Annotated in this window: 18 protein-coding genes; 7 read left to right on the forward strand and 11 right to left on the reverse strand. The window is 65.8% G+C overall.

Annotated elements, in window-relative coordinates:
* On the forward strand, positions 1 to 577 hold a 577-nt coding region (locus CH251_RS09775), incomplete at its 5' end, for a nitrilase-related carbon-nitrogen hydrolase (RefSeq protein ID WP_306436846.1).
* Positions 578 to 643: 66 nt separating this feature from the next.
* Here the strand turns inward: CH251_RS09775 and CH251_RS09780 are convergent.
* Complete coding sequence (locus CH251_RS09780) at positions 644 to 1,780, reverse strand: DUF3068 domain-containing protein (protein ID WP_094612983.1); 1,137 nt, start codon at positions 1,778 to 1,780, stop codon at positions 644 to 646.
* Between the two features lie 166 nt (positions 1,781 to 1,946).
* Between CH251_RS09780 and CH251_RS09785 the strand changes: the two genes are divergently transcribed.
* Positions 1,947 to 3,095, forward strand: a complete 1,149-nt coding sequence (locus CH251_RS09785) for an acyltransferase (RefSeq protein WP_179273429.1) — start codon at positions 1,947 to 1,949, stop codon at positions 3,093 to 3,095.
* On the opposite strand, the gene CH251_RS09790 is transcribed toward CH251_RS09785, so the two are convergent.
* From CH251_RS09790 to CH251_RS09800, 3 genes are all read right to left on the reverse strand, one after another.
* Positions 3,073 to 7,320 carry an alpha-(1->3)-arabinofuranosyltransferase gene (locus CH251_RS09790; protein ID WP_094612984.1) on the reverse strand — a complete coding sequence of 1,416 codons (4,248 nt, stop codon included), beginning with the start codon at positions 7,318 to 7,320 and terminating at the stop codon, positions 3,073 to 3,075. The two genes, CH251_RS09785 and CH251_RS09790, sit on opposite strands and share 23 nt — an antisense overlap.
* Before the next feature lie 22 nt (positions 7,321 to 7,342).
* Positions 7,343 to 7,513, reverse strand: coding sequence for a DUF2613 domain-containing protein (locus CH251_RS09795; protein WP_082073827.1), 171 nt, complete (start codon positions 7,511 to 7,513; stop codon positions 7,343 to 7,345).
* A gap of 103 nt (positions 7,514 to 7,616) precedes the next feature.
* Complete coding sequence (locus CH251_RS09800; protein ID WP_027495380.1) at positions 7,617 to 8,084, reverse strand: universal stress protein; 468 nt, start codon at positions 8,082 to 8,084, stop codon at positions 7,617 to 7,619.
* Positions 8,085 to 8,237: 153 nt separating this feature from the next.
* Here CH251_RS09800 and CH251_RS09805 point away from each other — a divergent pair, with 153 nt between their 5' ends.
* Positions 8,238 to 9,416 (forward strand): glycoside hydrolase family 3 N-terminal domain-containing protein, encoded by a 1,179-nt coding sequence (locus CH251_RS09805; protein WP_094612985.1) that lies wholly within the window; start codon positions 8,238 to 8,240, stop codon positions 9,414 to 9,416.
* A gap of 62 nt (positions 9,417 to 9,478) precedes the next feature.
* Positions 9,479 to 10,081: a TetR/AcrR family transcriptional regulator gene (locus tag CH251_RS09810; protein WP_032377568.1), complete on the forward strand. Its 603-nt coding sequence runs from the start codon at positions 9,479 to 9,481 to the stop codon at positions 10,079 to 10,081.
* 108 nt (positions 10,082 to 10,189) lie between these two features.
* On the opposite strand, the gene CH251_RS09815 is transcribed toward CH251_RS09810, so the two are convergent.
* Positions 10,190 to 11,047, reverse strand: a complete 858-nt coding sequence (locus CH251_RS09815) for a MaoC/PaaZ C-terminal domain-containing protein (RefSeq protein WP_094612986.1) — start codon at positions 11,045 to 11,047, stop codon at positions 10,190 to 10,192.
* The gene (locus CH251_RS09820; RefSeq protein ID WP_094612987.1) at positions 11,044 to 12,390 is read right to left on the reverse strand and encodes a 3-oxoacyl-ACP reductase; all 1,347 of its coding nucleotides are present in this window, start codon (positions 12,388 to 12,390) and stop codon (positions 11,044 to 11,046) included. The genes CH251_RS09815 and CH251_RS09820 overlap by 4 nt, the downstream gene beginning before the upstream one ends.
* Before the next feature lie 83 nt (positions 12,391 to 12,473).
* On the opposite strand from CH251_RS09820, the gene CH251_RS09825 reads away from it, so the two are divergent.
* Entirely contained in the window at positions 12,474 to 13,817 is a 1,344-nt protein-coding gene (locus CH251_RS09825; RefSeq protein WP_094612988.1) for an acetyl-CoA C-acetyltransferase, read from the forward strand.
* A gap of 152 nt (positions 13,818 to 13,969) precedes the next feature.
* Here CH251_RS09825 and CH251_RS09830 read toward each other — a convergent pair whose 3' ends face one another.
* From CH251_RS09830 to CH251_RS09850, 5 genes are read right to left on the reverse strand one after another with little or no spacing between them, the layout of a single operon-like run.
* Complete coding sequence (locus tag CH251_RS09830; protein ID WP_094612989.1) at positions 13,970 to 15,289, reverse strand: ABC transporter substrate-binding protein; 1,320 nt, start codon at positions 15,287 to 15,289, stop codon at positions 13,970 to 13,972.
* Positions 15,286 to 16,329: a branched-chain amino acid ABC transporter permease gene (locus tag CH251_RS09835; RefSeq protein ID WP_094612990.1), complete on the reverse strand. Its 1,044-nt coding sequence runs from the start codon at positions 16,327 to 16,329 to the stop codon at positions 15,286 to 15,288. Before CH251_RS09835 ends, CH251_RS09830 begins: the two co-directional genes overlap by 4 nt.
* 1 nt (position 16,330) lies before the next feature.
* Positions 16,331 to 17,209, reverse strand: coding sequence for a branched-chain amino acid ABC transporter permease (locus CH251_RS09840; RefSeq protein WP_094612991.1), 879 nt, complete (start codon positions 17,207 to 17,209; stop codon positions 16,331 to 16,333).
* Positions 17,210 to 17,235: 26 nt separating this feature from the next.
* Positions 17,236 to 17,958 (reverse strand): ABC transporter ATP-binding protein, encoded by a 723-nt coding sequence (locus CH251_RS09845; RefSeq protein ID WP_094612992.1) that lies wholly within the window; start codon positions 17,956 to 17,958, stop codon positions 17,236 to 17,238.
* On the reverse strand, positions 17,948 to 18,802 hold the full coding sequence (locus tag CH251_RS09850) for an ABC transporter ATP-binding protein (protein ID WP_256978938.1): 855 nt from the start codon (positions 18,800 to 18,802) through the stop codon (positions 17,948 to 17,950). Before CH251_RS09850 ends, CH251_RS09845 begins: the two co-directional genes overlap by 11 nt.
* A gap of 148 nt (positions 18,803 to 18,950) precedes the next feature.
* On the opposite strand from CH251_RS09850, the gene CH251_RS09855 reads away from it, so the two are divergent.
* Positions 18,951 to 20,255, forward strand: a complete 1,305-nt coding sequence (locus tag CH251_RS09855) for a CdaR family transcriptional regulator (protein WP_306436819.1) — start codon at positions 18,951 to 18,953, stop codon at positions 20,253 to 20,255.
* Positions 20,256 to 20,483: 228 nt separating this feature from the next.
* Positions 20,484 to 22,757 carry a VanW family protein gene (locus CH251_RS09860; RefSeq protein WP_179273430.1) on the forward strand — a complete coding sequence of 758 codons (2,274 nt, stop codon included), beginning with the start codon at positions 20,484 to 20,486 and terminating at the stop codon, positions 22,755 to 22,757.
* Positions 22,758 to 22,849: the final 92 nt, after the last annotated feature.

A 22,849-nucleotide genomic window follows, 5' to 3' on the forward strand; every position in this document is an offset into this window, starting at 1 on the left:
AAAGCAGAGCGTGCTCCGTGGACAGGTGTATCTGTCGGTAGGACGTACGGACCCCGTCGGTTCCGAGCAGGACGGCGGAGTTGTACACCCGGTCGTCGATCTTCCTCTGGGACGAGTCGGGCTTCTCATCGGCAACGATGCGCTGCTGCCGGAATCGGGGCGAGTACTCGCATTGCGTGGTTGCGACCTGATCGCCTGCCCGTCCGCACTGGCACAAACTTTCGTGGGATCACACCCGGGAACCGAGATTCCTCTTGCCGCCGAGGTTCTCACCGGGCCTGATGCGACCCACTGGCACCACATGCGCGTGCGTGCAGGCGAGAACAACGTCTACTTCGCCTTCGCCAATGCCGTCGACCCAAGCCGCGGAATCACCGGACACAGCGGAGTGTTCGGGCCGGACACGTTCGCATTCCCTCGAACCGAATCCATCATCGATGGACCCGAACCCGGCCACGCGACGAGCATCGTCGACACCACCAACCTCGGCGGGCCGTACCCGACCAACGTCGTGCGACGCAAAGACCTCGTTCTGATGCGGCAACCTCACCATTACGGGATTCTCTCGACCGCCTGACAAAACACCAGTGGCGTGGTTGAGTGCCCTCACGGGCACTCAACCACGCCACTGCGCGTAGCGCACTTACTCCTTGTTGAGGTTCGTCCTCGGAATCTCTTCGGTGCGGTCCGTCGTCCAATCGCGGTTGCTCGAAGGAGCGGGAGCTGCTCCGCCGCCGGGAGTCGGTCGCGGGGTGTTGTCGGTACGGGCCGGCTGGCGATGTCCGCCATTCCCGCCGCCGCGCAGGAGCAGGAACACTCCGGCGATCAGCGAGATGACACCGAGAATTCCGGCAATGATCGGGATGGTGCGGCCGAACAGCGAGATCTGGTCCTGGCCGTCCTTGGCCTGCTGGATCTGGTATTCGACCGTGTTCTCGTCGAACGTGATCGGAGCATTGAGGACGTCGACCTCGGGCTGGCCTGCTTCACGTGCGTAGTACTGGTGAATCTGCTCTTCACCCTTGACGACGACGCCGGTCTCGGGCTCGACCCACAGGGTGCGGGTGTTCTCGTACCAGCGAGTCATCGTCACCGGCGCGGCTCCACCCTCGACGCCCCAGGTGTCGGCGGGCAGGGTGACCTTGTTGGTCGGCAGGTTCACCACGGTCGAGAGGTCGACCGGGCCGACGGTCTGCTGGTACTGGTACACCGGCGTGCCGTTGATCTCGGTTGCCTCGACGAAGTCGATGTCCTTGGTCGCACGGGCATTGACGTCGAAGTACGGGTAGCTCTTCTGCTCCGAGTTGAACGGGAACTTGTACTGAAGTCCGGTGTGGGCCACCTCTTCGGCGGGCGCGTTGCCTGCCACCTGGATGGTGCCGATCGGGTTCTCGACGGGCATCGACGTCTTGCGGTCGATGGTGACGCGGTCGACGCTTGCGGTCAGCAGCCCGGTATCGGCCTGCTTGTCGCTGCGACGCAGGGTCTGGCCTGCCTGCAGCGTCATGATGTCGGCGTCGGAGGGATCCTCGACGGTGACGAATCGCTGCGAGACGAGGGGAACGTTCTGGTCGACGACTGCGCGACCGGCCGCGAGTGAGCTTGCATTGAGCACACTGCCCTCACCGGTGGAGACGGTGGTGACTTCGAGGTCCAACGGCGTCTTCTCGAGCGCCGAAATGGTGTACGTGGGAATGAGGATGGCGGCGACCACCAGAAACGCGCCCAAGCCGATGAGTACGAGGGCAAGTATCCGGCTCGGCCCTGAGCGCTCCGCCATGCTGAATCTCCTTAGTTGACCGCTTCATGGAAGACACCGCGGGCGGGAAACGTGTTCGCCCCGACCCGATGCCCGATTTATTACGACACGTCGCAGGTGACAGTAACAGCCGACAGTGGCACCGGTCTCGTCTGCGCCGGTTCGACACGGCACACTTGAGACCACCATGAGCACTCGAGTCCACTCGCCCTCCGTCGTTCCGCTGCGCGCGTTCGTCCCTGCGCTCGAGGGAATGCGCGCGCTGGCCGCGATCGGCATCGTCGTCACCCACGTCGCATTCCAGACCGGTGCCGCGAATTCCCCGCTCATGGGGCGTATCTGGGGCAGGTTCGATCTGACGGTCGCCATCTTCTTCGCGCTGTCGGGGTTTCTGCTGTGGCGTCCCCATGCCGCGCAGGCCCGCGGACTCGCGCCGGCCCAGCCGGCTCTGCGTTACTTCTGGTCGCGGGCAGTGCGCATCCTGCCGGCCTACTGGGTCGTCGTCGTGCTGGTGCTGCTGTTCCTGCCGAACGCGGGTGGTGACTACCGGGTGTGGTTGGCCAATCTGTCTCTGACGCAGGTGTTCGTGCCACTGACGTTGACCGAGGGCATGACGCAGATGTGGTCGCTGTCGGTCGAGGTGGCCTTCTATCTGCTGCTACCCGTGTTCGCCTGGCTGATGGTTCGGCTACGCGGGGCCTCGGCCCGGCACCGGATCTCCGTGCTGCTCGGTGCATCTGCGGTGACTCTGTCCTGGGCCTTCCTCCCGATCACGACAGCGGACGCCATTCACCACGACAACTGGCTGCCCGGGTATTTTCCGTGGTTCGCGACCGGGATGGTGTTGGCGGAGGTGTCCGTCGGCCCACAGACCTGGGTGCATCGCTGGGCTCGGCGCAGATGGGTCATGCCGTCGATCGCGGTGGCGGCCTTCGTGCTGTCGGCGACTCCGCTGGCGGGCCCACAGGGATTGGTACGTCCCGAGCCGTGGCAGTTCGAGCTGAAGATCGTGTTCGGTGCCGTGCTCGCGTTCGCGATGCTCGCGCCACTGGTGTTGGCCGACACCGGCCGTCGACACCGAGTGTTCGAGCATCCGGTGATGCTCACGCTCGGACGGTGGTCGTACGGAATCTTCATCTGGCACCTGGCCGTCCTGGCCGTGGTGTTCCCGGTGTTCGGCATCATCCCGTTCTCGGGTGGGATGTGGTTCGTACTGACGGTGACTCTCGCGCTGTCGATTCCGGTGGCCGCGGCCAGCTACGCGCTGATCGAGGAACCTGCCCGACGACGCTTCGCCCCCGTGAAGAAGCCGATCACGGCTTCCGCATCGCACTGATCGCCAACGCGACGATCCCGATCAGCGCGGCCAGCTGCACTCCGTACGATTCGCCCACGTATCCGTCGGTCGATCGCCACGGCCCGAGCGAGAGCAGCGCCGCGCCCAGCAAGGCGAATCCGCCTGCCGTGCACACCAACACGCGTGAGGAGAGCGCGCGACCGTAGCGGCGGTCCAGGAACACCGCACCGATACCGATCACGGCCACAGTGATCGCACCGGCAATTCCGGCCAACACGATCGTCGCCCCGAGCAGCGCCACCAGGGCAGCCGAAATGCTCTGCCACGGCCGCGGCGAGGGCCCGAGATCGGGCATGCTGCGCGGCCTGCGCAACGCCGCGAACAGCAGTGGAATCAACAGCAACAACCCACCGAAGATGCCGAGTCGGTACCAACGATCGGTGGCGAAATCCAGCGAGATCGTGCCCGATGCCCCGGCCGGAACGATCCAGGCCTGCTGCCACCCGTCGACCACCACCGGCGACAGTTCGACGCCTCCGGGAGTGGTTGCGCGCCAGCCACTGTTGTTGCTCTCCGGGATGACCAGCAAGCGATCCTGTGTCGTGGAGGTCAGCGTCACTTCGCGATGATCGGGGCTCCAGGCGGTGGTCCTGGCGGCCTGCGGTGCCGAGCTCGTCGGCCAGTCGGCCGGAACGGGCATGGTGCGCAACCGAACACCGTCGACGAAGAACGACGCTCCCGGCTCCACCACCACGTCCTGGCGTCCCTCGGGCAGTGATACCGGGTTGACGAAGCTCTCGTTCACAGGGGTGTCGGCATCGCACACCGATGCCTTCAGCGGCTCCCCGGAACGGAACTGGTCCGCGGTGGCCGTCACCGACGTGCGCACCGTCTGCCCTGCGATGGAGACGATGGGGCCGTCGAAGCAGTCCACGGTGATCTCGCGGTCACCGTCGTACGGTGCGCCGATCGCTTCACCACCGGACAGTGGCGTCACCTCGGCGAAGCCGGGTGGCTGAGACTGGATGAAGCCCAAAGAGTTTCGGTCCAACACCCCGTCCCAGTCCACGATCGACAGGACGATCCTGTCCGTCACCTGCGGTGCCAGCTCGAGGGTCGTCGATCCGTCGGTGTCGACGTCGCGCACCATCGGCCCGTTGCCGAGATTGACCGCGACCCGAGTGGGATGGGCCGGTAGTGCGCCCAGGCTGGGGCTGAGCTCGAGCCCGTCCACCAGTGTGGGAGCAGGCAATTCGATGGTCAGGGTGGGGTTGGTTCCGGCGCGATCGGTGATCGACTTCTCCGGCGCGGCCCAGGACGTGCGCGGATCACCGTCGGTCGCGGCGAACGCCGAGCCGTGCAGGTCCGCGACGTCCGACGCCCCGCTGGCCAACGGCCGTCCCGGTTGTGCGAGCAGCGCTTCGAGTTCGGGAGATTGGCGCGTGCGTACCGTCAGGTCGGGGATCACCGCGGTGCCCATCGGCACGTCGATCGTGCGTGAGAAGCGCCCCAGTTCCTCGGGTGACTTGGACAGTCCACTGCTGCAACGGATTCGATCCTCGGTGTCGAGGCACCCGGAGCGGCCCGGGAATTCCTGGCCCAGTTCCCAGGCGTCGACGCTTGCTCCGGCGGGAGTCTCGGGCAGCACCGCGCGGTGCACGATCGGTACCTGCTTCGGGTTGTCGCGGTCGGTGTAGTCGTCCACCGACACCTCGCTGATGCCGAACTGGCTGCCACGGGTTCCGTCGACCGTCGACTTCGCGGTGATGCGCAGCCACGGCGTCTCCCCGCCCGGCAGCGACACCGTCATCGGCTCACCCGGCTCGTCGACGCGCGCCGCCGTCGAGCCGTTCGGGGTGGTGATCTCCACCCACTTCACCGGGTCGCCGATCGTCCCCGGGCTGGTGCGCATACGCAGCAGCCCGCCACGCACCGGACTATCGAAGTCCAGTTGAAGCCATTGCCCCACAGCACGTTCGATGCCGTTGCTGATCCAGCTGGTGGCCAGGTCGCCGTCCACCGCGGCGGCGACACCGCTGCCGGGGGCGCTGCCGCCGATCTGCGTTGCGTCCGACGCCGAACTCGACGCCGTCAGGGTCGCGCCCTCCCACTCGGCGTCCACGGTCTTCGCCCCGTACACCGGGTAGTCGGACACCTCGTTGAGCGAACGGCGCGGCTCGTCGGCCGCCCGCAGGGCAGAACTGTGATTGTCGACCTGGCCGAAGTCCGTCTCGCGATTCATCGGGGTGTCGGTCACCGTCACCGAGTTCACATCAATGCCCGCCGCGGCTGCATCCGAGGCCAACAACGTGGGGCCCGACGGCACCGGATTGCGAATCCCGTTGTTCCGCAACTCGTTCGAGCGCAGAATGGACTCCGGACCACCCTGGACGACCGGGACCCGATCGAGATCGACGGTGTAGGGACCGGACGCGGTAATGTCTGCCGAATCGCCCACCGAGTAGATCTCCACCGCCGGATACGGCGGTCGCAGATCTCCGTCGAGTACGACGCCGTCGACCTGACCGGGAGCCACGTCCTCACCGAATTCGGCCACCTTCTCGAGTCCCGGCGAACCGTCGAGCACCTGGTGCACCGATGCCGGACGGGTGGATCGGGAGTTCTCGGGATCGAGGTCGTTGCGCACGACGACGTAGCTGATGCCCTGGCCCAGAAGGGTATCGGCCAATCCGGCCGACGGCCGACCGTCGGCGAACAGTCGTTGCACGGAGTCCAGTGCCCGGATGGCACCGGGCGGGGTGAGCGGCACGGCGTCGCGGACGGCCCAGGGGGTGGTGGCCAGAGCCTGCATTGGTTCGTCTCGGGTCAATCCCCAGGTCTGCAGTGCGAACGGTGCGCCGGGCACGATCAGGGCCCGCTGCGCGTCGGAACCGTCGGGGCTCGATCCCGACGCATTCTCGGTGAGCCAGTCGGCCGCGTCGTGCCAGTACTGCGGAACGGCCTCGTACGCTCCTCGGGGCGCGAGCTTGCCCGTCCACGCCAGCGAGGTGGACAGCGTCAAGGCCACCAGGACCAAGGCGGTCACCGCCATCATCGGATGCTTCTCGGGATGCGCGACGGCCGCTCGCCACTGCGTCCGCGGAGCGGAACCCGGCAGCGGAACCCGGGCCAGCAGGTGAGCCAGGCCCAGCACCAACGGAATTCGGATGACCGGCTCGAGTTTGTGGATGTTGCGGAGCGGTGCGCCTGCAGAATCGAGGAACACCCGAACGGCGGCAGCGAACGGTCCGTCCAGATCGCCGACGAACCCGGCACCGAGGCCGACCAGACCGACGAACAGCATGATCGTCAACCGGCCGCGGGCGGGCATGGACCGCATCGCCAGGCCGGCGATTCCAGCAGCCGCGATCAAACCCGTCGCGATGACGGCCGCAGGCTGAGTCACCAGAACGGCGCCCGCCACTCGCTCGGGAGAGACGAACGGCGTCCAGCTGCCGGTGCCGCGCAGCACCTCCGTCAGCGACGTCCACTGTGTGGTGGTGCCGGACGATTCGATGTAGTCGAGAAACGGTGGAGAGACCTTGCCCAGCAACAGCAGTGGAACGATCCACCACAGCGTCGCGAGTACCAGAAAGCCCGACCACCAGGCGCCGAAGACGAACCATCGCTTGTTCGGCCGATGCGTCAGCATCCAGATCACGGCCACCAGAACGGCGGCGGCAGTGGCGACGGCATTGACTGCGCCCATCAACGCGACCGCGAGCGCCGACTGTGCGGCGGCGCGGCGAATCGTGTACTTCCCGGAGTCGGAGTCGAGATACCGCACCATCGGGATCAGCACCCACGGTGCCAGCATCATCGGCATCGTCTCCGAGGAGATCGACGCGAGGGTGGTGATCACTCGCGGCGAGAGAACGAAGGCCGTCGCTGCGATCAGACGGGAACTGCGGCTGCCGATGCCGAGAGCTTCGGCGAGCCGGACGATTCCCCAGAATCCGGCGATGAGCAGCAGCGCCCACCAGATGCGTTGCGTGATCCACGGCGGGATCGAGAGAAGGTCACCACCGGCGAAGAATGCTCCGTGTGGGAAGAAGTAGCCGTAGGCCTGGTTCTGCACCTGGCCGAGCGGAGCCGCGCTGTTCCACTGATGGGAGGCGCGTTCGAGGAATCCGAGCGGGTTCTGAGCCAGGTCGTACTTGGTATCGGCGACGGTGAAGCCGGGGACCTGAAGAAAGGTGAGGAGGAACGCCAGGATCGAGACGCCGAGAAGCCACTTACGGCCGAGCGGCTCGGCCGAGATCACCGATTCACGAAAGCGACCAGCGTCAGCGGCTGCCGTACTCAACCTGGTTCAGCAAGGACGAGTCGGCGTTTCCGGAGCGATCGATATCCGGACGAGAGTTGTCGGCTGCAGCTGCGGTGACTCCGAAGACGACGCCCGCACCCAGCACGGCTCCGACGACGGCGGCAATGACACCCGGGACAGCAAACTTCATCTCGGTTCTCCAGTCAGTCGGCTCAGTAAAGAAGCGGGCGAGGTGGACCCCCACGCGGGCATCACGGTATCACTCGCACCCGCCCATCAGGCCGGTGGACGCGTTACTTGCCGGGCGGAACGATCAGGACGGGTCGATGGCTGTGTCGCAGAACGTGCTCGGCCACCGAACTCTGGAGCAGCGCACGAAGACCGGTGGTGCCTCTCGTGCCGGTGACGATGATGTCGACGTTCATCTCGTCGGCCTTCTCCACGATCGCACTCCAGATGGCGGTGGTGCATTCGGTGCACTGACCCTCCACCTTCAGGCCCGCGGCCTCGGCCAGCGCGACGCCTTCGCTGTTGGTCACTTTCGCGTCGGTGAGCGCTACGTCCTCGGCCTCGTCGTCGGGCACCCATTCGGGCTGCATGACACCGGAGAGGCCGGACATGCGAGCGGCCTGACGCACCATCGGCTCCCATGCGGTGACGACGATCGCGCGTGAGGTGGTGAGGAACCGTCCGGCATAGTCGATGGCGCGTTTGGCATTGTCGGAGCCGTCGTAGGCAATGAGTATGAGGTCTGCGGTCATGGTCGATCTCCTCCTCATGTCGCGTTCGTCCAGATTACCCCCACCCCTCGGCGGATCGATGTGGGTTTCAGTCGGTCGGAGTGCAACAAAGGCGCATTGATCCGAACCCCGGGTGGGCATCGACACCGACGATCTCGGCTACCGTCGTATTCCATGCGACTTCGGTTTTCGGTTCGGTCCGCTGCGGTGATGACGGTCGGCGTCGGCTTGCTGGTCTCGTGCTCCACCGAGTCTGCGCCGGTCGCGTCGACGCAGTCGGTACCACCTGCTCCGACGACGACCGAAGCCGAAACGACGGCGCCGCCGCAACCGGTAGCACCCGTCGACGCCTGCGTTGCCTTCGTCGATGGATTGTCGGAGCGCCAGCGACTGGCGCAGCTGCTCACCGTCGGAGTCACCGGAACTGCGGACGCGGTGCAGATCATGTCCACCGAGCAGGTCGGCGGCATCTTCGTCGGCAGTTGGACCGACGAGTCGATGCTCGGCAATCGGGAAGTACCGCAGGTGCTCGACGCCTCCGTGGTGGCTCCGATGGTCACGATCGACGAGGAGGGCGGGCGGGTTTCGCGGGTCGCGGATCTGTTGGGCGCTGCCCCGTCGGCGCGGGAGCTGGCGCAGACGGTGTCGGTGGACGAGGCGTATTCGATGGCGTTGATGCGCGGTCAGGGGTTGAAGGATCTCGGTGTCACCGTCGACTTCGCTCCGGTGGTCGACGTGAGCAGTCAGCCCGCTGATTCCGTCATCGGCGATCGGTCGTTCTCCGACGATCCGCAGGTCGTCATCGACTACGCGGGGGCGTACGCGCGGGGTCTGGAAGACGCGGGCGTCAAGCCCGTCATCAAGCACTTTCCCGGGCATGGTTCGGGTTCGGGCGACTCGCACACCGGCGCGGTGACGACGCCGTCGCTCGACGAGTTGAAGACCAAGGATCTGTTGCCGTTCGCGGCGCTGAACAACACCGGCGTCGGCGTCATGGTCGGGCACCTCGACGTTCCCGGACTGACCGAGCCGGGTGTGCCTGCGAGCATCAGCCCGGCCGCGATGGCGTTGTTGCGCGATGGCGTCGGATACGGTGCCGCGCCGTTCGACGGCCCGATCTTCACCGACGACCTCAGCGGCATGGCGGCGATCACGGCGCGACTCGGAATCGTCGACGCGGTCGAGGCGGCGTTGGTGGCGGGAGCCGATGTGGCGCTGTGGCTCACCACCGATCAGGTGCCCGCGGTGTTGGACAATCTCGAAGACGCGGTGGCGACGGGACGCCTGCCTGCGGCTCAGGTGGACGAGGCCGCAGCGACGGTGGCTCGGTTCAAGGGGGCGTGTGGGGCCTGATTGCGCGGTACTCGACCTTACTGTGGAGTAACGTCTAGTACTTCGTACGTATTGGAGGGTCCATGGCTGGCGGCACAAAGAGACTGCCCCGCGCCGTCCGCGAGCAGCAGATGCTCGACGCGGCGGTGGATGTGTTCTCCGACAACGGTTTTCACGAGACATCGATGGATTCGATCGCCAAGAAGGCGGCCATCTCCAAGCCGATGCTCTACCTGTACTACGGGTCGAAGGACGAATTGTTCGCCGCGTGCATCCACCGTGAGGGCGTCAAGTTCGTCGAGGCTCTGACTCCCGCTGCAGATCCGACGCTGACGCCGCGCGAGCAGTTGCGCAAGGCCCTGATCGGTTTCCTCGGATTCGTCGGCGAGAACCGGAAGTCGTGGATGGTGCTCTACCGTCAGGCCATCGGTCAGCAGGCGTTCGCCTCACAGGTGCAGAGCAGCCGAGATCGATTGATCGAGCTGACGGCAGGCTTGCTGGCGATGAGCACGAGGGATCCAGAACAGTCACAGAATTTCGGGCTGATGGCCGTCGCACTGGTCGGGGCCGGTGAGGCCGTGGCCGACAGAGTGGCAGGCGGCGAAATCGAGGTCGACGCGGCCGCGGACCTACTGGAGAATCTGGCCTGGCGCGGCCTGGCAGGCAAGAAAACAGCCGCAACCTAGCTGGCCGCCCGTGTCGTTCCGCAGGCTCCACTCCTGCTGCCGAACTCGAAGTTATGGACGGAAATCCGAGGAAATCCGTCCACAACTTCGAGTTCGAGGGTGAGCCGGTTACCGCAGGGTGCCCGTCAGATGCGGGTAGCCCTTCTTCGGGTTCTTCAGCGACAGGTCCCAGCCGGTACCGACGGCCTCGGCGTATGCATTCACCGTCGCGGGCAGGACGATCGGCTTGCCGAAGCGGATGCTGTAGTTCACAGCTTCCGGGATGCGACCCTCGACGGTCTGCAGCACGGCTGCCGCGCTCCACATGCCGTGCGCGATGGTCTTCGGGAACCCGAATGCCTTTGCGCCCAGCGAGGATACGTGAATCGGGTTGCGGTCTCCGGAGATTGCCGCGTACCGGCTGATGATCCGCTGGTCGACGCGCAGGGTGCGGGTCGGGGGCGGCGGAACCTCGTCGGCGGGCGGTGCCTCGCGGGGTCCACCGGACAGTGACGTCTTCTGCAGGCTCAGGAAGCTCGAGGTCTGCTTCCAGACCAGTTCGCGCCCGACCTTGACCTCACTGACCAGGTCGACGAGCAAACCCTTGCGGTGCTCGCGCAGGTTCTCCGCGTGCACTCGCACGTCCAGCGGCTCGGAGGACGAGATGCCACGGAACTGCTCGATGACATTCTCGGCGTGTACCGAACCGATGGCGGCGAACGGAAAGCCCTTGGACACCATCAGTTTCATCACCGTCGGGAAGACGAGGGTGAAGGGGTAGGTCACCGGGAGCTGGTCGCCGAATCGCAGCCCCGTCGCGCGGCAGTACCCGGCGAGGTTGTCGGGGTCCACTCGCAGACCCTTGAGCTCGTACACCGTGCTGGGAACCGAGGACGACCTGGATCCGAAGAACGGCAGTGCGCCGAGCGCGGCCGAGGTGTAGATGTCGGACGTCTTCGGCTGCGCGGTGAGCGTGACGGTGCTCATGCGCCGAGCAGGCTCTGGCCGCACACGCGCACGACCTGGCCGGTGACGGCGTTGGATGCGGGAGAAGCGAAGTACGAGACCAACTCTGCGACGTCGACGGTCTCGCCGCCCTGCAGCAGCGAGCTCATGCGTCGTCCGGCCTCGCGGGTGGCGAACGGAATCGCAGCCGTCATCGCGGTCTCGATGAAGCCGGGAGCGACGGCGTTGATGGTGATGTTCTTCTTCGCCAGCACCGGTGCCGACGCGTGCACCAGGCCGATGACGCCTGCCTTGGACGTGCCGTAGTTGGTCTGGCCGCGGTTGCCCGCGATGCCGGCGATGGAGGAGACGTCGACGACGCGGCCGCCGTCCTTGAGCGCGCCGGATGCGACCAGCTCGTCGGTGATGCGCTGCGGGGCAGCGAGATTGACGCCGATGACGGAGTTCCAGCGGGCGTCGTCCATGTTGGCGAGGGTCTTGTCGCGGGTGATGCCTGCGTTGTGCACGATGATGTCGGCGCCGCCGTGGCGCTCCAGCAGGTGCTTGGAGAGGACCTCTCCGGCGTCGGGTGAGGTGACGTCGAGTGCGAGCGAGGTGCCGCCGACCTTGTTGGCGGTCTGCGAGAGTGCTTCTCCGGCAGCGGGAATGTCGGCTGCGATGACGGTGGCTCCGTCGCGGGCGAGGACCTCGGCGATGGTGGCACCGATACCGCGGGCGGCTCCGGTGACGACGGCTACCTTGCCTGCGAGTGGCTTGTCCCACGAGGCCGGTGCCTGCGAGTCGGCGTCACCGACGGCGATGACCTGGCCGTCGACGAATGCGGACTTGGCCGAGAGCAGGAAGCGGAGGGTGGATTCGAGACCGGAGAGGCCCGTCGATGCCTTGGGGGAGATGTAGACGAGCTGCGCCGTGGCGCCGCGCTTGACCTCTTTGCCGACGCTGCGCGTGAAGCCTTCGAGGGCGCGCTGAGCGATGTGCTCGTCGACGCTCGAGGTCTCTTCGGGGGTGGTGCCGATGACGACGACGCGTGCCGACGGTGCCAGGTTGCGGATGACCGGCTGGAAGAACTTGAACAGCTGCTCGAGCTCGGCGACGTTGCCGATGCCGGTGGCGTCGAACACCAGTCCGCCGTGCTTGTCGTCGTGCGGCTGCGACTGCGGGTAGTCCGAGAGCAGCTCACGCAGGGGCTCGACGAGGCGACCGCTGCCACCGATCAGGACCGGTCCGGCCAGCGGCGGCTCGCCTGCCTTGTAACGGCGCAGCTTCTCGGGCTGCGGCAGGCCGGCCTGCTTGGCGATGAAGGCTCCCGGCGCGGACGCGAGGAACGTTGAGTAGAGATCTGGGGCTCCCTTGGAGGCTGCCACTGTCGTACCTTTCATTCAGCGCTGCTCGCTCGAGGAGCGAGGCGCACGACCGGGTGTCGACAACCAACTTACTCGCCAGTAAGATGAAACTCCACCAGGGCCTTTTTCGACGATGTTTGGAGACGTCAGTGACAAGCAAGCAGCTACGACCGGTCGCAATCGTCGGTGGCAACCGCATTCCTTTCGCGCGCTCGGACAAGAAGTACGCGCTGGCGTCCAACCAGGACATGCTCACCGCGACCATCGACGGGCTGGTCTCGCGATTCGGTCTGCAGGGCGAGCGCCTCGGCCTCGTCGCCGCCGGTGCCGTGCTCAAGCACTCACGCGATTTCAACCTCACTCGCGAGGTCGTACTGGGCAGTGCACTGAGCCCGTACACCCCGGCTTTCGACATCCAGCAGGCCTGCGGCACCGGCCTGCAGTCGATCATCGCCGTCGGCGACGCCATCGCGTCGGGCCGCATCGATGCCGGCATCGGTGGTGGTGTCGACACCACGTCCGACGCCCCGATCGGCGTCAACGACGAACTGCGTGAGTTCCTGCTCTCCCTGAACCGGGCCAAGAGCACCACCGACCGCATCAAGCTGCTCGGCAACGTCCGGCCCGGCATGCTCGGTATCGAGATTCCGCGCAACGGAGAGCCGCGCACCGGCCTGTCGATGGGCGATCACGCCGCCATCACCGCCAAGGAGTTCGGCGTCCGCCGCGAGGACCAGGACGAACTGGCCGCAGCGAGCCACAAGAACATGGCAGCCGCATACGACCGCGGTTTCTTCGACGATCTGGTGACGCCGTTCCTCGGCCTCACGCGCGACGACAACCTGCGTCCGGGATCGACCGTGGAGAAGCTCGCGACGCTCAAGCCGGTCTTCGGGACCAAGCTGGGCGACGCCACCATGACGGCCGGTAACTCGACGCCTCTCACCGACGGCGCGTCGGCTGCCCTGCTGTCGAGCGACGAGTGGGCTGCCGAGCGCAACCTGCCGGTGCTCGCGCACCTGGTCGATTCCGAAACCGCAGCGGTCGATTACGTCCACGGCAACGGATCGTTCAAGGACGGTCTGCTGATGGCTCCGACCTACGCGATTCCGCGTCTGCTCGCGCGCAACGGTCTGACGTTGCAGGATTTCGACTACTACGAGATCCACGAGGCGTTCGCTTCGGTGGTGCTCGCAACTCTGCAGGCGTTCGAGAGCGACGAGTACTGCAAGGAGCGTTTGGGTCTCGACTCTGCGCTCGGTTCCATCGACCGCAGCAAGCTCAACGTCAACGGCTCCTCGCTCGCCGCGGGTCACCCGTTCGCGGCGACCGGCGGACGCATCGTGGCCTCGCTGGCGAAGATGCTGGCGGAGAAGGGCTCGGGCCGTGGCCTGATCTCGATCTGCGCGGCCGGTGGCCAGGGCGTCACGGCGATCATCGAACGCTGACCGGCTGCAGCTTCGGCTGCGCGGTGTCCAGGGGGACACAGTCCGGGGGACAGAAGGGTCGGCGGATCCGGTAATCGAGGGGTTTTCGGATCTGCCGACCACAACGTGAAAAAGGGGCACGCATACGCTGCGTGCCCCTTTTTCGTGTGTGATCAGCTGGGTATGCCGCTTTCCGGTGGTGTGGACTCCTCGCCGGTGTATTCCTCCACCGCCGAATCCCCGATGTCGGTCTGCAGCACCGGAGTCAGGTACTCGGGTACGCCGCCGCGGATCTGGAAGACACTGGCACCGGAGATTCCGAGGTGGCTCGAATCCGAGTACCGGAACGGGGCCAACTGCGGTCCCTCGAAGTCCATGCCGCCGTCCTGGATGGCTGCGACGATGCCCTCACGGGTGGGGTTCTCGCCTGCTGCCTGGAGGGCTTGCACGAACGCGTATGCCTGGCTCAGTCCGTAGATGCGGTAGTTGGTCAACGGGTCGCCGGTTCCGTTCTCGGCCCACACCTTCTGCCACAGTTGGGTCCACGGATTCTCCGGAGAGTCGACGCCCGGGATGTATTCCAGCGAGATCATCCCTTCGAGCGACTGCGCGCCGTCGGTGACCGCACCCTGGGAGAAGCGTCCGAGCAGGGAACCAACGAGGTCGACGTCGGATCCGATCGAGCTGTAGAACCACTCGGGGTCGTAGTTGAGCCGCATGGCCGTCAGCTGGCTCAGTGCGGTGTACGAGGGAACGTTGAAGCCGAGGATCAGATCTGCTCCTGCACCTTGCAGGGCCGCGATCTGAGGTGCGACGTCGGTGTTGCCCGAGGTGTACCGCACGACCTCGACGATCTGATCGTCGAGATACTGGCGCACCGCCTCTTCGCTGTCTCGGCCGAGGTCGTCGTCCTGGAGGAACAGTCCGACCTTGGCGTCGGGCCGGTTCTTCGTCACCCAGTCGCCGATGATCTTGCCCTCGACCTGGTAGTCGGGCTGCCAGCCGAAGGTGTTGGGGTACTTCTCGGGATCGTTGCCCCACATGATCGCGCCGGAGGAGACGAACAGGTCGGGCACGCCCTCCTCGTTGAGGAAGTCGATGACCGCGCTGTGGGTCGCCGTGCCGAGACCGCCGACGACGGCGAACACCTCATCCTGGAGAACCAGTTCGTTGACGACCTGGGTGGTGGTCGTCGGATCGTAGGAGTCGTCCCGAACCACGTATTCGATCTGTCGGCCGTTGATGCCGCCCGCGGCATTGACGTAGTCGAAGTAGGCCTGTGCGCCGGTGGGGATTTCGCTGTATCCGGGCGCTGCGACTCCGGTCAACGGGAAGTGGGCACCGATCTTCACCGAGGTGTCGGTGATGCCGACCGTCGACCCTTCCGAGGATTCCGTCGCCTCTTCTCGGCCACCTGCACCGCATGCCGCGGCCAACGAGACGACGGCGACGAGCGCGGTCGTTCTGAATGCCACCGATCCGAACTTTTTCATTTCATTCCTTTTCTGGTCAGACGGAACTTGCGATACGTGCCCACCAAACCGAGTGGGGCGAACAGGATGACGAGGACGGTGAAGATTCCGGTCACCAGTGGTGCGAGTTCGGCCGATTGCAGACTGCTCAGCCCCAGATCGAGACCGAAGTTGGTGACCACAGGCGGGATGTAGGTCAGCAGAACTGCCCCGATCAGTGCGCCGGAGAGGGTTCCGAGCCCGCCGATGACGACGGCGGAGAGCAGGGTCAGCGAGAGGGTCAGCGTGAACCCGCTCGGTGCCGCAATTCGTGCCGACATCGCCAGGACCGCACCGCCTGCGCCCGCGCAGGCCGCACTGACCACGAACGCGAGAATCCGTGCGCGCCCCAGGTCGATTCCGGACAACTCGGCGGCGACCTCGTCGTCCCGAACAGCCCGCCAGCGACGTCCTGTTCGGCTCGCCGAGACGTTCGCCAGCAGGAAGAACACGAGCACCAGCAGTATCCAGCTGACGTAGGCGACGAATTTCGTTCCGCTGAGCTCGTTTCCGGTGACGAAGAACATCATGTCGTCGATCAGCTCGGGCACCTTCGGTGCCGGTACGACGAGTCCCTGTTCACCGCCGAGGTAGTCCGAGAAGTACAGGGCGAGGCCCGGTACCGCGACGGCGAGCGCAAGCGTCGCACCGGCCAGGTACGGCCCGTGCAGTCGGGCGGCAGCCACACCGACCACGACACCCACCACCGCCGAGATCACGGTGGCGGCGAGCAGAACGAGGGGTATCGACCATCCCGAATCGTTGGCCCGCAACATCAATGCCGCGGTGTACGCGCCGACCGCCATGAACGCGCCGTGCCCGAGCGAGAGCTGGCCGCTCAGCCCGGTCAGCACCGTCAGTCCGCCGGCCGCGATGGCCAGGTAGGCCACCGAGGTGAGTTGGCTCTGACGGAAGGTGCTCAGGGATTCGAGGGCGAGCACGATGACGACCAGTCCGATGACGGCACCGAGGATGTGGCGTCGAACCGGGGTTGCGGTCAGGCGAGTGAGAGTTGCGTTCATGTCACACCCTCCTGGCCGCGGAGCTGGCGAACAACCCGCTCGGTCGCAGTAGAAGCACGACGATCAGGATCACCAATGCCGCGCTGGAGACCAGATCCTGACCGAGGTAGCCGCTCACGAAACTGAGCCCGACGCCCATCAACAGGCCGCCGACCACTGCGCCCGCCGGACTGTCCAGTCCGCCGAGAACTGCTGCGACGAAACCGAATACGACGATCGAGTCCATGTAACCCGGATGTACCAGCGAGCCACCTGCGATGAGCAGTCCGGCCAGCGAACCGACCACTGCGGCCAGCGCCCAACCCAGAGTGAGCATTCGACTCACTCGCACGCCGAGGAGTTTGGCGACCTCCTGCTCGAAGGCGCTCGCGCGCATCTTCAGTCCCAGATCGGTGAATCGGAAGAGCAGGATCAGCAATCCCAGGACCACGAGGACGGCGACGATCTTGAAGATGTCGTACCCGGTCAGCGCCACGTTCACGTCGCCGATCCGCTGTCCGGTGAGGCCGAACGGTGCAGGGAAAGAACGGAATTGGTTGCCGAAGACGATAGCGGCCACCGCATGGATGATGATGAACAATCCGAGCGTGAGAATGACCGGATTGATGTGCGACGAGCTGTCGACGAATCGGATGACGAGGCGCTCCGTCAAGGCTCCGAGAAGCAAGCCGCACAGGAGCGCGACTCCGAATCCGATCCAGTACGAGTAGCCGGCGTCGATGACGACCAGTGCCACGTACGTGGTGATCATGGCCATCGGGGCCTGTGCGAAGTTGACGATGCGGGTCGATCGCCAGATGAGTACGAGGGCGAGCGCGAACGCGGCGTAGATCATGCCTGTCGTCACGCCGTTGATGAGGATGGTGAGCAGTTGTTGCACTGTGGCTGGCGTCCTTTCGGCTTGCTCTAGAACCCGAGATAGGCGTGTCGGAGGGCGTCGTCCCCGGCCAAGGTGTCGGCGGGACCTTCCACCGCGACCTTGCCCAGATCGAGGACGACGGCATGTTCGGCGATCGACAGCGCGCTGCGGGCGTTCTGTTCGACGAGCACGACGGTCATGGACTCGGAGTCGACGAGTCCGCGCAACGTCTCGAATATCTGCGCGGCGACTTTCGGTGCGAGTCCGAGAGACGGTTCGTCGAGCAGAAGTACCGACGGTGTCGCCATCAGCGCTCGACCGATCACGAGCATCTGTCGCTCACCACCGGACAGCGTGTGTGCCGAGGACGTTCGACGACCGGTCAGGGGCGGGAACATGTCGTAGATGCGGTCGAGGGTGACGGCGTCGTGACTTCGATTGCGTCCCATGGCACCGAGTCGAAGATTCTCGTCGACGGTCAACTCGGCGATCACGCCCCGCCCCTCGGGAACGTGCGCAAGACCTTTGCGGGACATGCGATCCGGTGCCACGCCGACGATGTCGACCCCGGCGAGTTCGATTTGCCCCGACACCGGTTTCAGCAACCCCGAAATGGTGCGCAGCAGAGTCGTCTTGCCTGCTCCGTTCGCGCCGAGTACGGCCGTGACGGCTCCGGCCGCGACGGTCATCGACACCGAGTCGAGGGCGGTGACCGGTCCGTATCGAACGGTGAGATCGGTGATCGTCAGGTGCGCCGCGTCAGTTCTCATGTGCCACTTCGTTTCCGAGATATGCAGCCAGCACGGCCGGATCCTCGCGAATCTCGTCGGGCGTTCCCTGGGCGATGACCTTGCCGAAATCCAGCACGTAGATCCGGTCGCACACAGTCATGACGAGATCCATGTGATGCTCGACGAGCATGACCGATGTTGCGGGTCTTTCCGGTTCGGAGCCGGTCGATGCCGCAGGAGTGGGTCCTGCGGAACGACCCGTCGACGTTGCGAGCGCTCGGATCTCGTCGCCGAGTTCGTTCATTTCGTCGCTCGACAGACCCGAGGCGGGTTCGTCCAGCAGGAGCAGTGTCGGTTCGCTCACCAGGGCGCGTGCGAGTGCGACGCGTTTGCGCACCGCGTACGGCAGGCTCGGTGGCAATCGATGCGCATAGCCGTCGATCCGCAGGCGTTCGAGGGTGGCCATAGCGGTGGAGCGGACCGCGGCATCGTCGGAGGCACTCGACGGTAGGCCGAGCAGGCCCGCGAGGATTCCGGTGTGCGCTGTTCGATCGGCACCGACCATGACGTTGTCCAGAACTGTCATCCGGTCGAACAGTCCGAGTCCCTGCAGCGTTCGGCTCATGCCGAGCCTGGGCAGGTCGTGCGGTCGTAGACGGGTCAACGTTTCGCCGTGTCGTCCGAGCGTTCCCGATTGCGGACGAACGAGTCCACACGCAACGTTGAACAGCGTTGTCTTGCCCGCGCCGTTGGGTCCGATGACGCCGAGGACTTCGCCGGGTCGCACCTCGAGACTGACCCCGGACAGCGCGACGATTCCGCCGAAGGACACTTCGACGTCCGTCATGGTGAGGACCGGGTCCTTCGTGTCGATAGCGTTCAAGTGATCCACCTCACAATCTGTTGCGTTCACTATGGTGCGTTTCGCACAACCGGCGATATGGGCGCTGCGCACAGAATGTTTGGGTCCCTGGGCACCAGTAACGGTCAAATCGACCTGTCATGTGGGCTCAGTGCGCAAAACTGTGCAGGTGGGAGCTCCCGATGGTCGACGCGGATCGGCGCGTTCGGCTGCCCGGGGCGCGGTCACGGACGCCGACCAGGAGCAGATACGACGCGCTTGGGCAGCCCTGACGTCACGGGCGGATTCGATCGCGGACTCCATCACGCTGGCGTTGATCGAGCAGGAACCCGCCTACCTGGCCAGCTCCACTCCGGACATCGCGGGCGAGATTCGGCGCAGCACTCGCGAGCACATCAATCAGGGTCTCCGCACCCTGTCGGGGCTGACCGCCGCGGGTGACAACGCGCGCGAGGTATGGCGTCGCACCGGCAGAGAACGTGCGCGCCAGGGGATTCCGATGGAACTGGTGCTCAAGGCGTACACGCTGGGGAGCCGGACACTGTGGGAGGAGCTGATGCTCGAGCGCGAGCAGTGCCGAACCAGCATCGACGAGCATCTGCTGCTCGTGGCCGGTCAACAGTTGTGGCGGGCGCTCGACAGTCAGTACGAAACCCTCGTCGAGGCATACCGGCAGGAAAGCGCCCGGATGCAGCAGCGCGATCTAGCCAACGTGTTGGTGATACTCGACGGCCTTCGGTCGGGGCGGGGCGGTGATCCAGCGTTCGTCATGGAAGCGCGTGCCACCCTTGGCCTTTCGGCATCGCAGCAGATCGCGTGTGTCGTCGGTCCGCTCGACGATCAAGGGTCGCCGCCGCTCCCGGCACCGGAGGACGCGTTGGATCAGATCGGTGCGGTCTCGCATTGGAACACCAGGGACGGCCACCAGTTCGCGCTCGTCGCACTCGGAACGGGATCGTGGCACTCCGTCGTCGACGCCCTCGCTGCTCGGGCCGTCGGGCCTGTGGGGGTCGCGCATTCGCCGGAGGGCCTGTCGTCGTTCGCTGCCGCGTACCGCCTCGCAGCATTGACGGCCGAGACCATCACCGAGGACAGCGGCGTGGCGTTGGCGACGGATCGACTGCCCCGCGTGATCATGGCGGCCGACGATCGATCGTCGGAATTGCTGGTGCGCCACGCCCTGGGGAAGCTGTGGACGCATCCGGAGCCGCATCGGGGAACACTGCTCGACACCCTGGCGCACATGCTCGCGTCGGACGGCTCGCCCACCAACGCCGCCAAGGCGCTCTACTGTCACCGAAACACCGTGATCTACCGAGTCCACCGAATCGAGGAGTTGACCGGGCATGATCTGACCGATCCGCGAGATCGGCTTCTGCTCACTCTCGCGCTGGTCAGGACGGGACATTGGGCCCGAGCCGTCGGGCAAGGGGACAGTTCGACGGCCCGTGGATCATTCAACCGAATGAATTGATGAAACAATCCTGGACTCGGTGTAACGCACAGACGAAGAGTGCATATATTCCAGTTGGCTCCGTGCTGCTGCCTGACCCCCGACCCGGCAGCAGCGCGGGGCCTTTCTCGTCACTGTGCCGATGGTCTCCGAGTGAGCGTCACCGTTCGGTTTGCGTAAGCTCGTGCGAGGGGTACGCCGTGCAGAAGGGCGGAACAACAACCAACGGTGGTCCTGGAAGGGTCGAACGTGAGCGAGGGCAACAGTAGGTCGGGTGACGCGCCCAACGGTGCCGAACCGAAACCCGACGTACCGCCGTACGACGCTCCCACCGAGGTCTTCGGTGCGATCCGCGACGAGACGGACGATCCGAAGCATTCGTCCGAGGCGAAGCAGGTCCCGGAAACCGAGGCCGACCAGCCTTCCGACGCGAAATCCGATGTCGATGAGCCGGGGTCGGTCGCTGCTGGTTCGGTAGATGAAGGTCCGGTGGCAGAAGAGCCGGTAAACGCAGATCCGGCGGCCGCGGATCCGACAGTCGACGAGGCCACCGACGCCGCCGAGCCTGATCCGACCTCGCAGCAACCGCCTGCTGCTGACGAATCGCCGACCATCGCGCAGCCTGTAGTTCCCGCGCAGCCTGCAGTCGCTGCGGAACCTGTTGTTCCTGCTCGGGCCGATGTTCCTGCAGAGACCGCGGTCTCTCCCCGATCCGAATCGCCGGTCGAGCCACCCGTGATCCCGCCGGAGGACGGCTCGCCGCAGCCCGCCGACGGTTCCGGTTTCACGCCGCCGTGGCGGAAGATCGCGATCGGGACCGGCGCGGTGGTTGCCGTTCTCGCGCTGCTGTACGCGGCGGATTGGATCACCTCCAGCGACCGAGTGCCCCGCGGCGTCACCGTCGCCGGGATCGAGGTCGGCGGCAAGAGCCATTCCGACGCCGAAGCTCTCTTGCGCTCGGAGCTGGGTGCTCGCGCCGAGCAGCCCGTGTCGGTCGACGTCGGCGATCGACAGGTCGAGGTCTTGCCGGCCGCTGCCGGTCTCGGTGTGGACTGGAACGCGACGCTCGACCGCGCCGGATCGCAGCCGATCAACCCCATCACTCGGCTGACGTCGTTGTTCGGCAGCCGCGAAATCGGCGTCGTGTCGACCACCGACGAGCAAGCGCTCACCGCTGCCGTCGACGGACTGCGCGTCGAGACCGACCGCGAGCCCGTCGAAGGTGACGTCGTGTTCGACGGCAGCACTCCGATCGCCGTCGCGCCGCTGTCCGGTCGGGTTCTAGACGCCGACGGAACGCGTCGAAACCTGCAGGCCGAATGGGCCTCGGGCGCAACGGAAGCGGCCTACGAAACAACACCCGTCACGGTGACGCAGGACGCCGTGGATCGAGCCTTCGCCGACATCGCCGTCCCTGCCGTCGAGGCACCGGTGACCGTAGCGGGCCGGCAGAACGTCGACGCGATTCTGCCGACGGATCGTGTGGGCGAGGTCCTGCGCTTCGACCCCGACGGCCAGGGCGGACTGACCCCGATCTACGACACCGACGTCGCCACCGGCATTCTCGCGCCGCAACTCGTGCGCACCGAGATACCGCCGACGGACGCGTCGTTCACCTTCTCCGGAGGTGCCCCGACCGTCGTTCCCGGAGAGATGGGCGAGCTGGTCGAGTGGCGCAAGACCCTCGAGCAACTGCCGGCGCTGCTGTCCGCCGACGGACCCCGCACCACCGACGCGATCTACGAGCCGGCCCCGCCCGCCCTCACCACCGAGGCCGCGCAGAATCTCGGTGTGCGAGAAGTGATCGCCGAGTACACCACCGGTGGCTTCGAGTACGCGTCGGGCGTCAACATCGGGCTGACGGCGCAGATCGTGAACGGTGCGCTCGTGAAGCCGAAAGAGACGTTCTCGCTCAACGGCTACACCGGTCCTCGAGGCAGCGCGCAGGGCTTCGTGGAGTCGGGGATCATCGACAACGGTCGACCCGATCGCGCCGTCGGCGGCGGCATCAGCCAGTTCGCGACGACGCTCTACAACGCGTCGTACTTCGCAGGCATGGAAGACACCGACCACACCGAGCACAGCTACTACATCAGCCGATACCCCGAGGCGCGCGAGGCGACGGTCTTCGAGGGTGCCATCGACCTGAAGTTCACCAACCCGAACGACACCGGCGTGGTCATCCAATCGTTCGCCGACTCGTCCAGCGTCACCGTTCGACTGTGGGGAACGAAAACGGTCGACGTCGAATCGATCACCGGTTCGAGAACCAATTTCACCTCACCGAACACGGTGACATTGCCCGCAGGCGCAGGTTGCGTCGCGTCCGGCGGAGGCCAGGGATTCACCGCCAGCGACACCAGGGTGATCAGCGATGCCGCGTCGGGCCGGGAAATTTCGCGGAACACCAGAACGGTGAAGTACGACCCGATTCCCATCGTGCGATGCGTTCAGCCCGATCGCCCGGACCCCGCCCCGGCACCCGCGGAGGGTCCCGCTCCGGAACCGGACGAGGACGAGTGATGCCGCAACCGCGAGGGTGCCATTCGAATCACGTCGATTCGGACTGTGGCGTCGCCGCCCGATCGGGTGTTTGCTTGCATTAGGTGTTCGCT

Source organism: Rhodococcus sp. 06-462-5, assembly GCF_002258315.1.
Lineage (GTDB): Bacteria > Actinomycetota > Actinomycetes > Mycobacteriales > Mycobacteriaceae > Rhodococcoides.

What these genes read in the sequence shown, in the direction of transcription:
- CH251_RS09780 (WP_094612983.1), bottom strand. Translation starts at nt 1,780, where the DNA reads ATGGCGGAGCGCTCAGGGCCGAGCCGGATACTTGCCCTCGTACTCATC.
- CH251_RS09785 (WP_179273429.1), top strand. Translation starts at nt 1,947, where the DNA reads ATGAGCACTCGAGTCCACTCGCCCTCCGTCGTTCCGCTGCGCGCGTTC.
- CH251_RS09795 (WP_082073827.1), bottom strand. Translation starts at nt 7,513, where the DNA reads ATGAAGTTTGCTGTCCCGGGTGTCATTGCCGCCGTCGTCGGAGCCGTG.
- CH251_RS09800 (WP_027495380.1), bottom strand. Translation starts at nt 8,084, where the DNA reads ATGACCGCAGACCTCATACTCATTGCCTACGACGGCTCCGACAATGCC.
- CH251_RS09805 (WP_094612985.1), top strand. Translation starts at nt 8,238, where the DNA reads ATGCGACTTCGGTTTTCGGTTCGGTCCGCTGCGGTGATGACGGTCGGC.
- CH251_RS09810 (WP_032377568.1), top strand. Translation starts at nt 9,479, where the DNA reads ATGGCTGGCGGCACAAAGAGACTGCCCCGCGCCGTCCGCGAGCAGCAG.
- CH251_RS09815 (WP_094612986.1), bottom strand. Translation starts at nt 11,047, where the DNA reads ATGAGCACCGTCACGCTCACCGCGCAGCCGAAGACGTCCGACATCTAC.
- CH251_RS09825 (WP_094612988.1), top strand. Translation starts at nt 12,474, where the DNA reads ATGAAACTCCACCAGGGCCTTTTTCGACGATGTTTGGAGACGTCAGTG.
- CH251_RS09830 (WP_094612989.1), bottom strand. Translation starts at nt 15,289, where the DNA reads ATGAAAAAGTTCGGATCGGTGGCATTCAGAACGACCGCGCTCGTCGCC.
- CH251_RS09835 (WP_094612990.1), bottom strand. Translation starts at nt 16,329, where the DNA reads ATGAACGCAACTCTCACTCGCCTGACCGCAACCCCGGTTCGACGCCAC.
- CH251_RS09845 (WP_094612992.1), bottom strand. Translation starts at nt 17,958, where the DNA reads ATGAGAACTGACGCGGCGCACCTGACGATCACCGATCTCACCGTTCGA.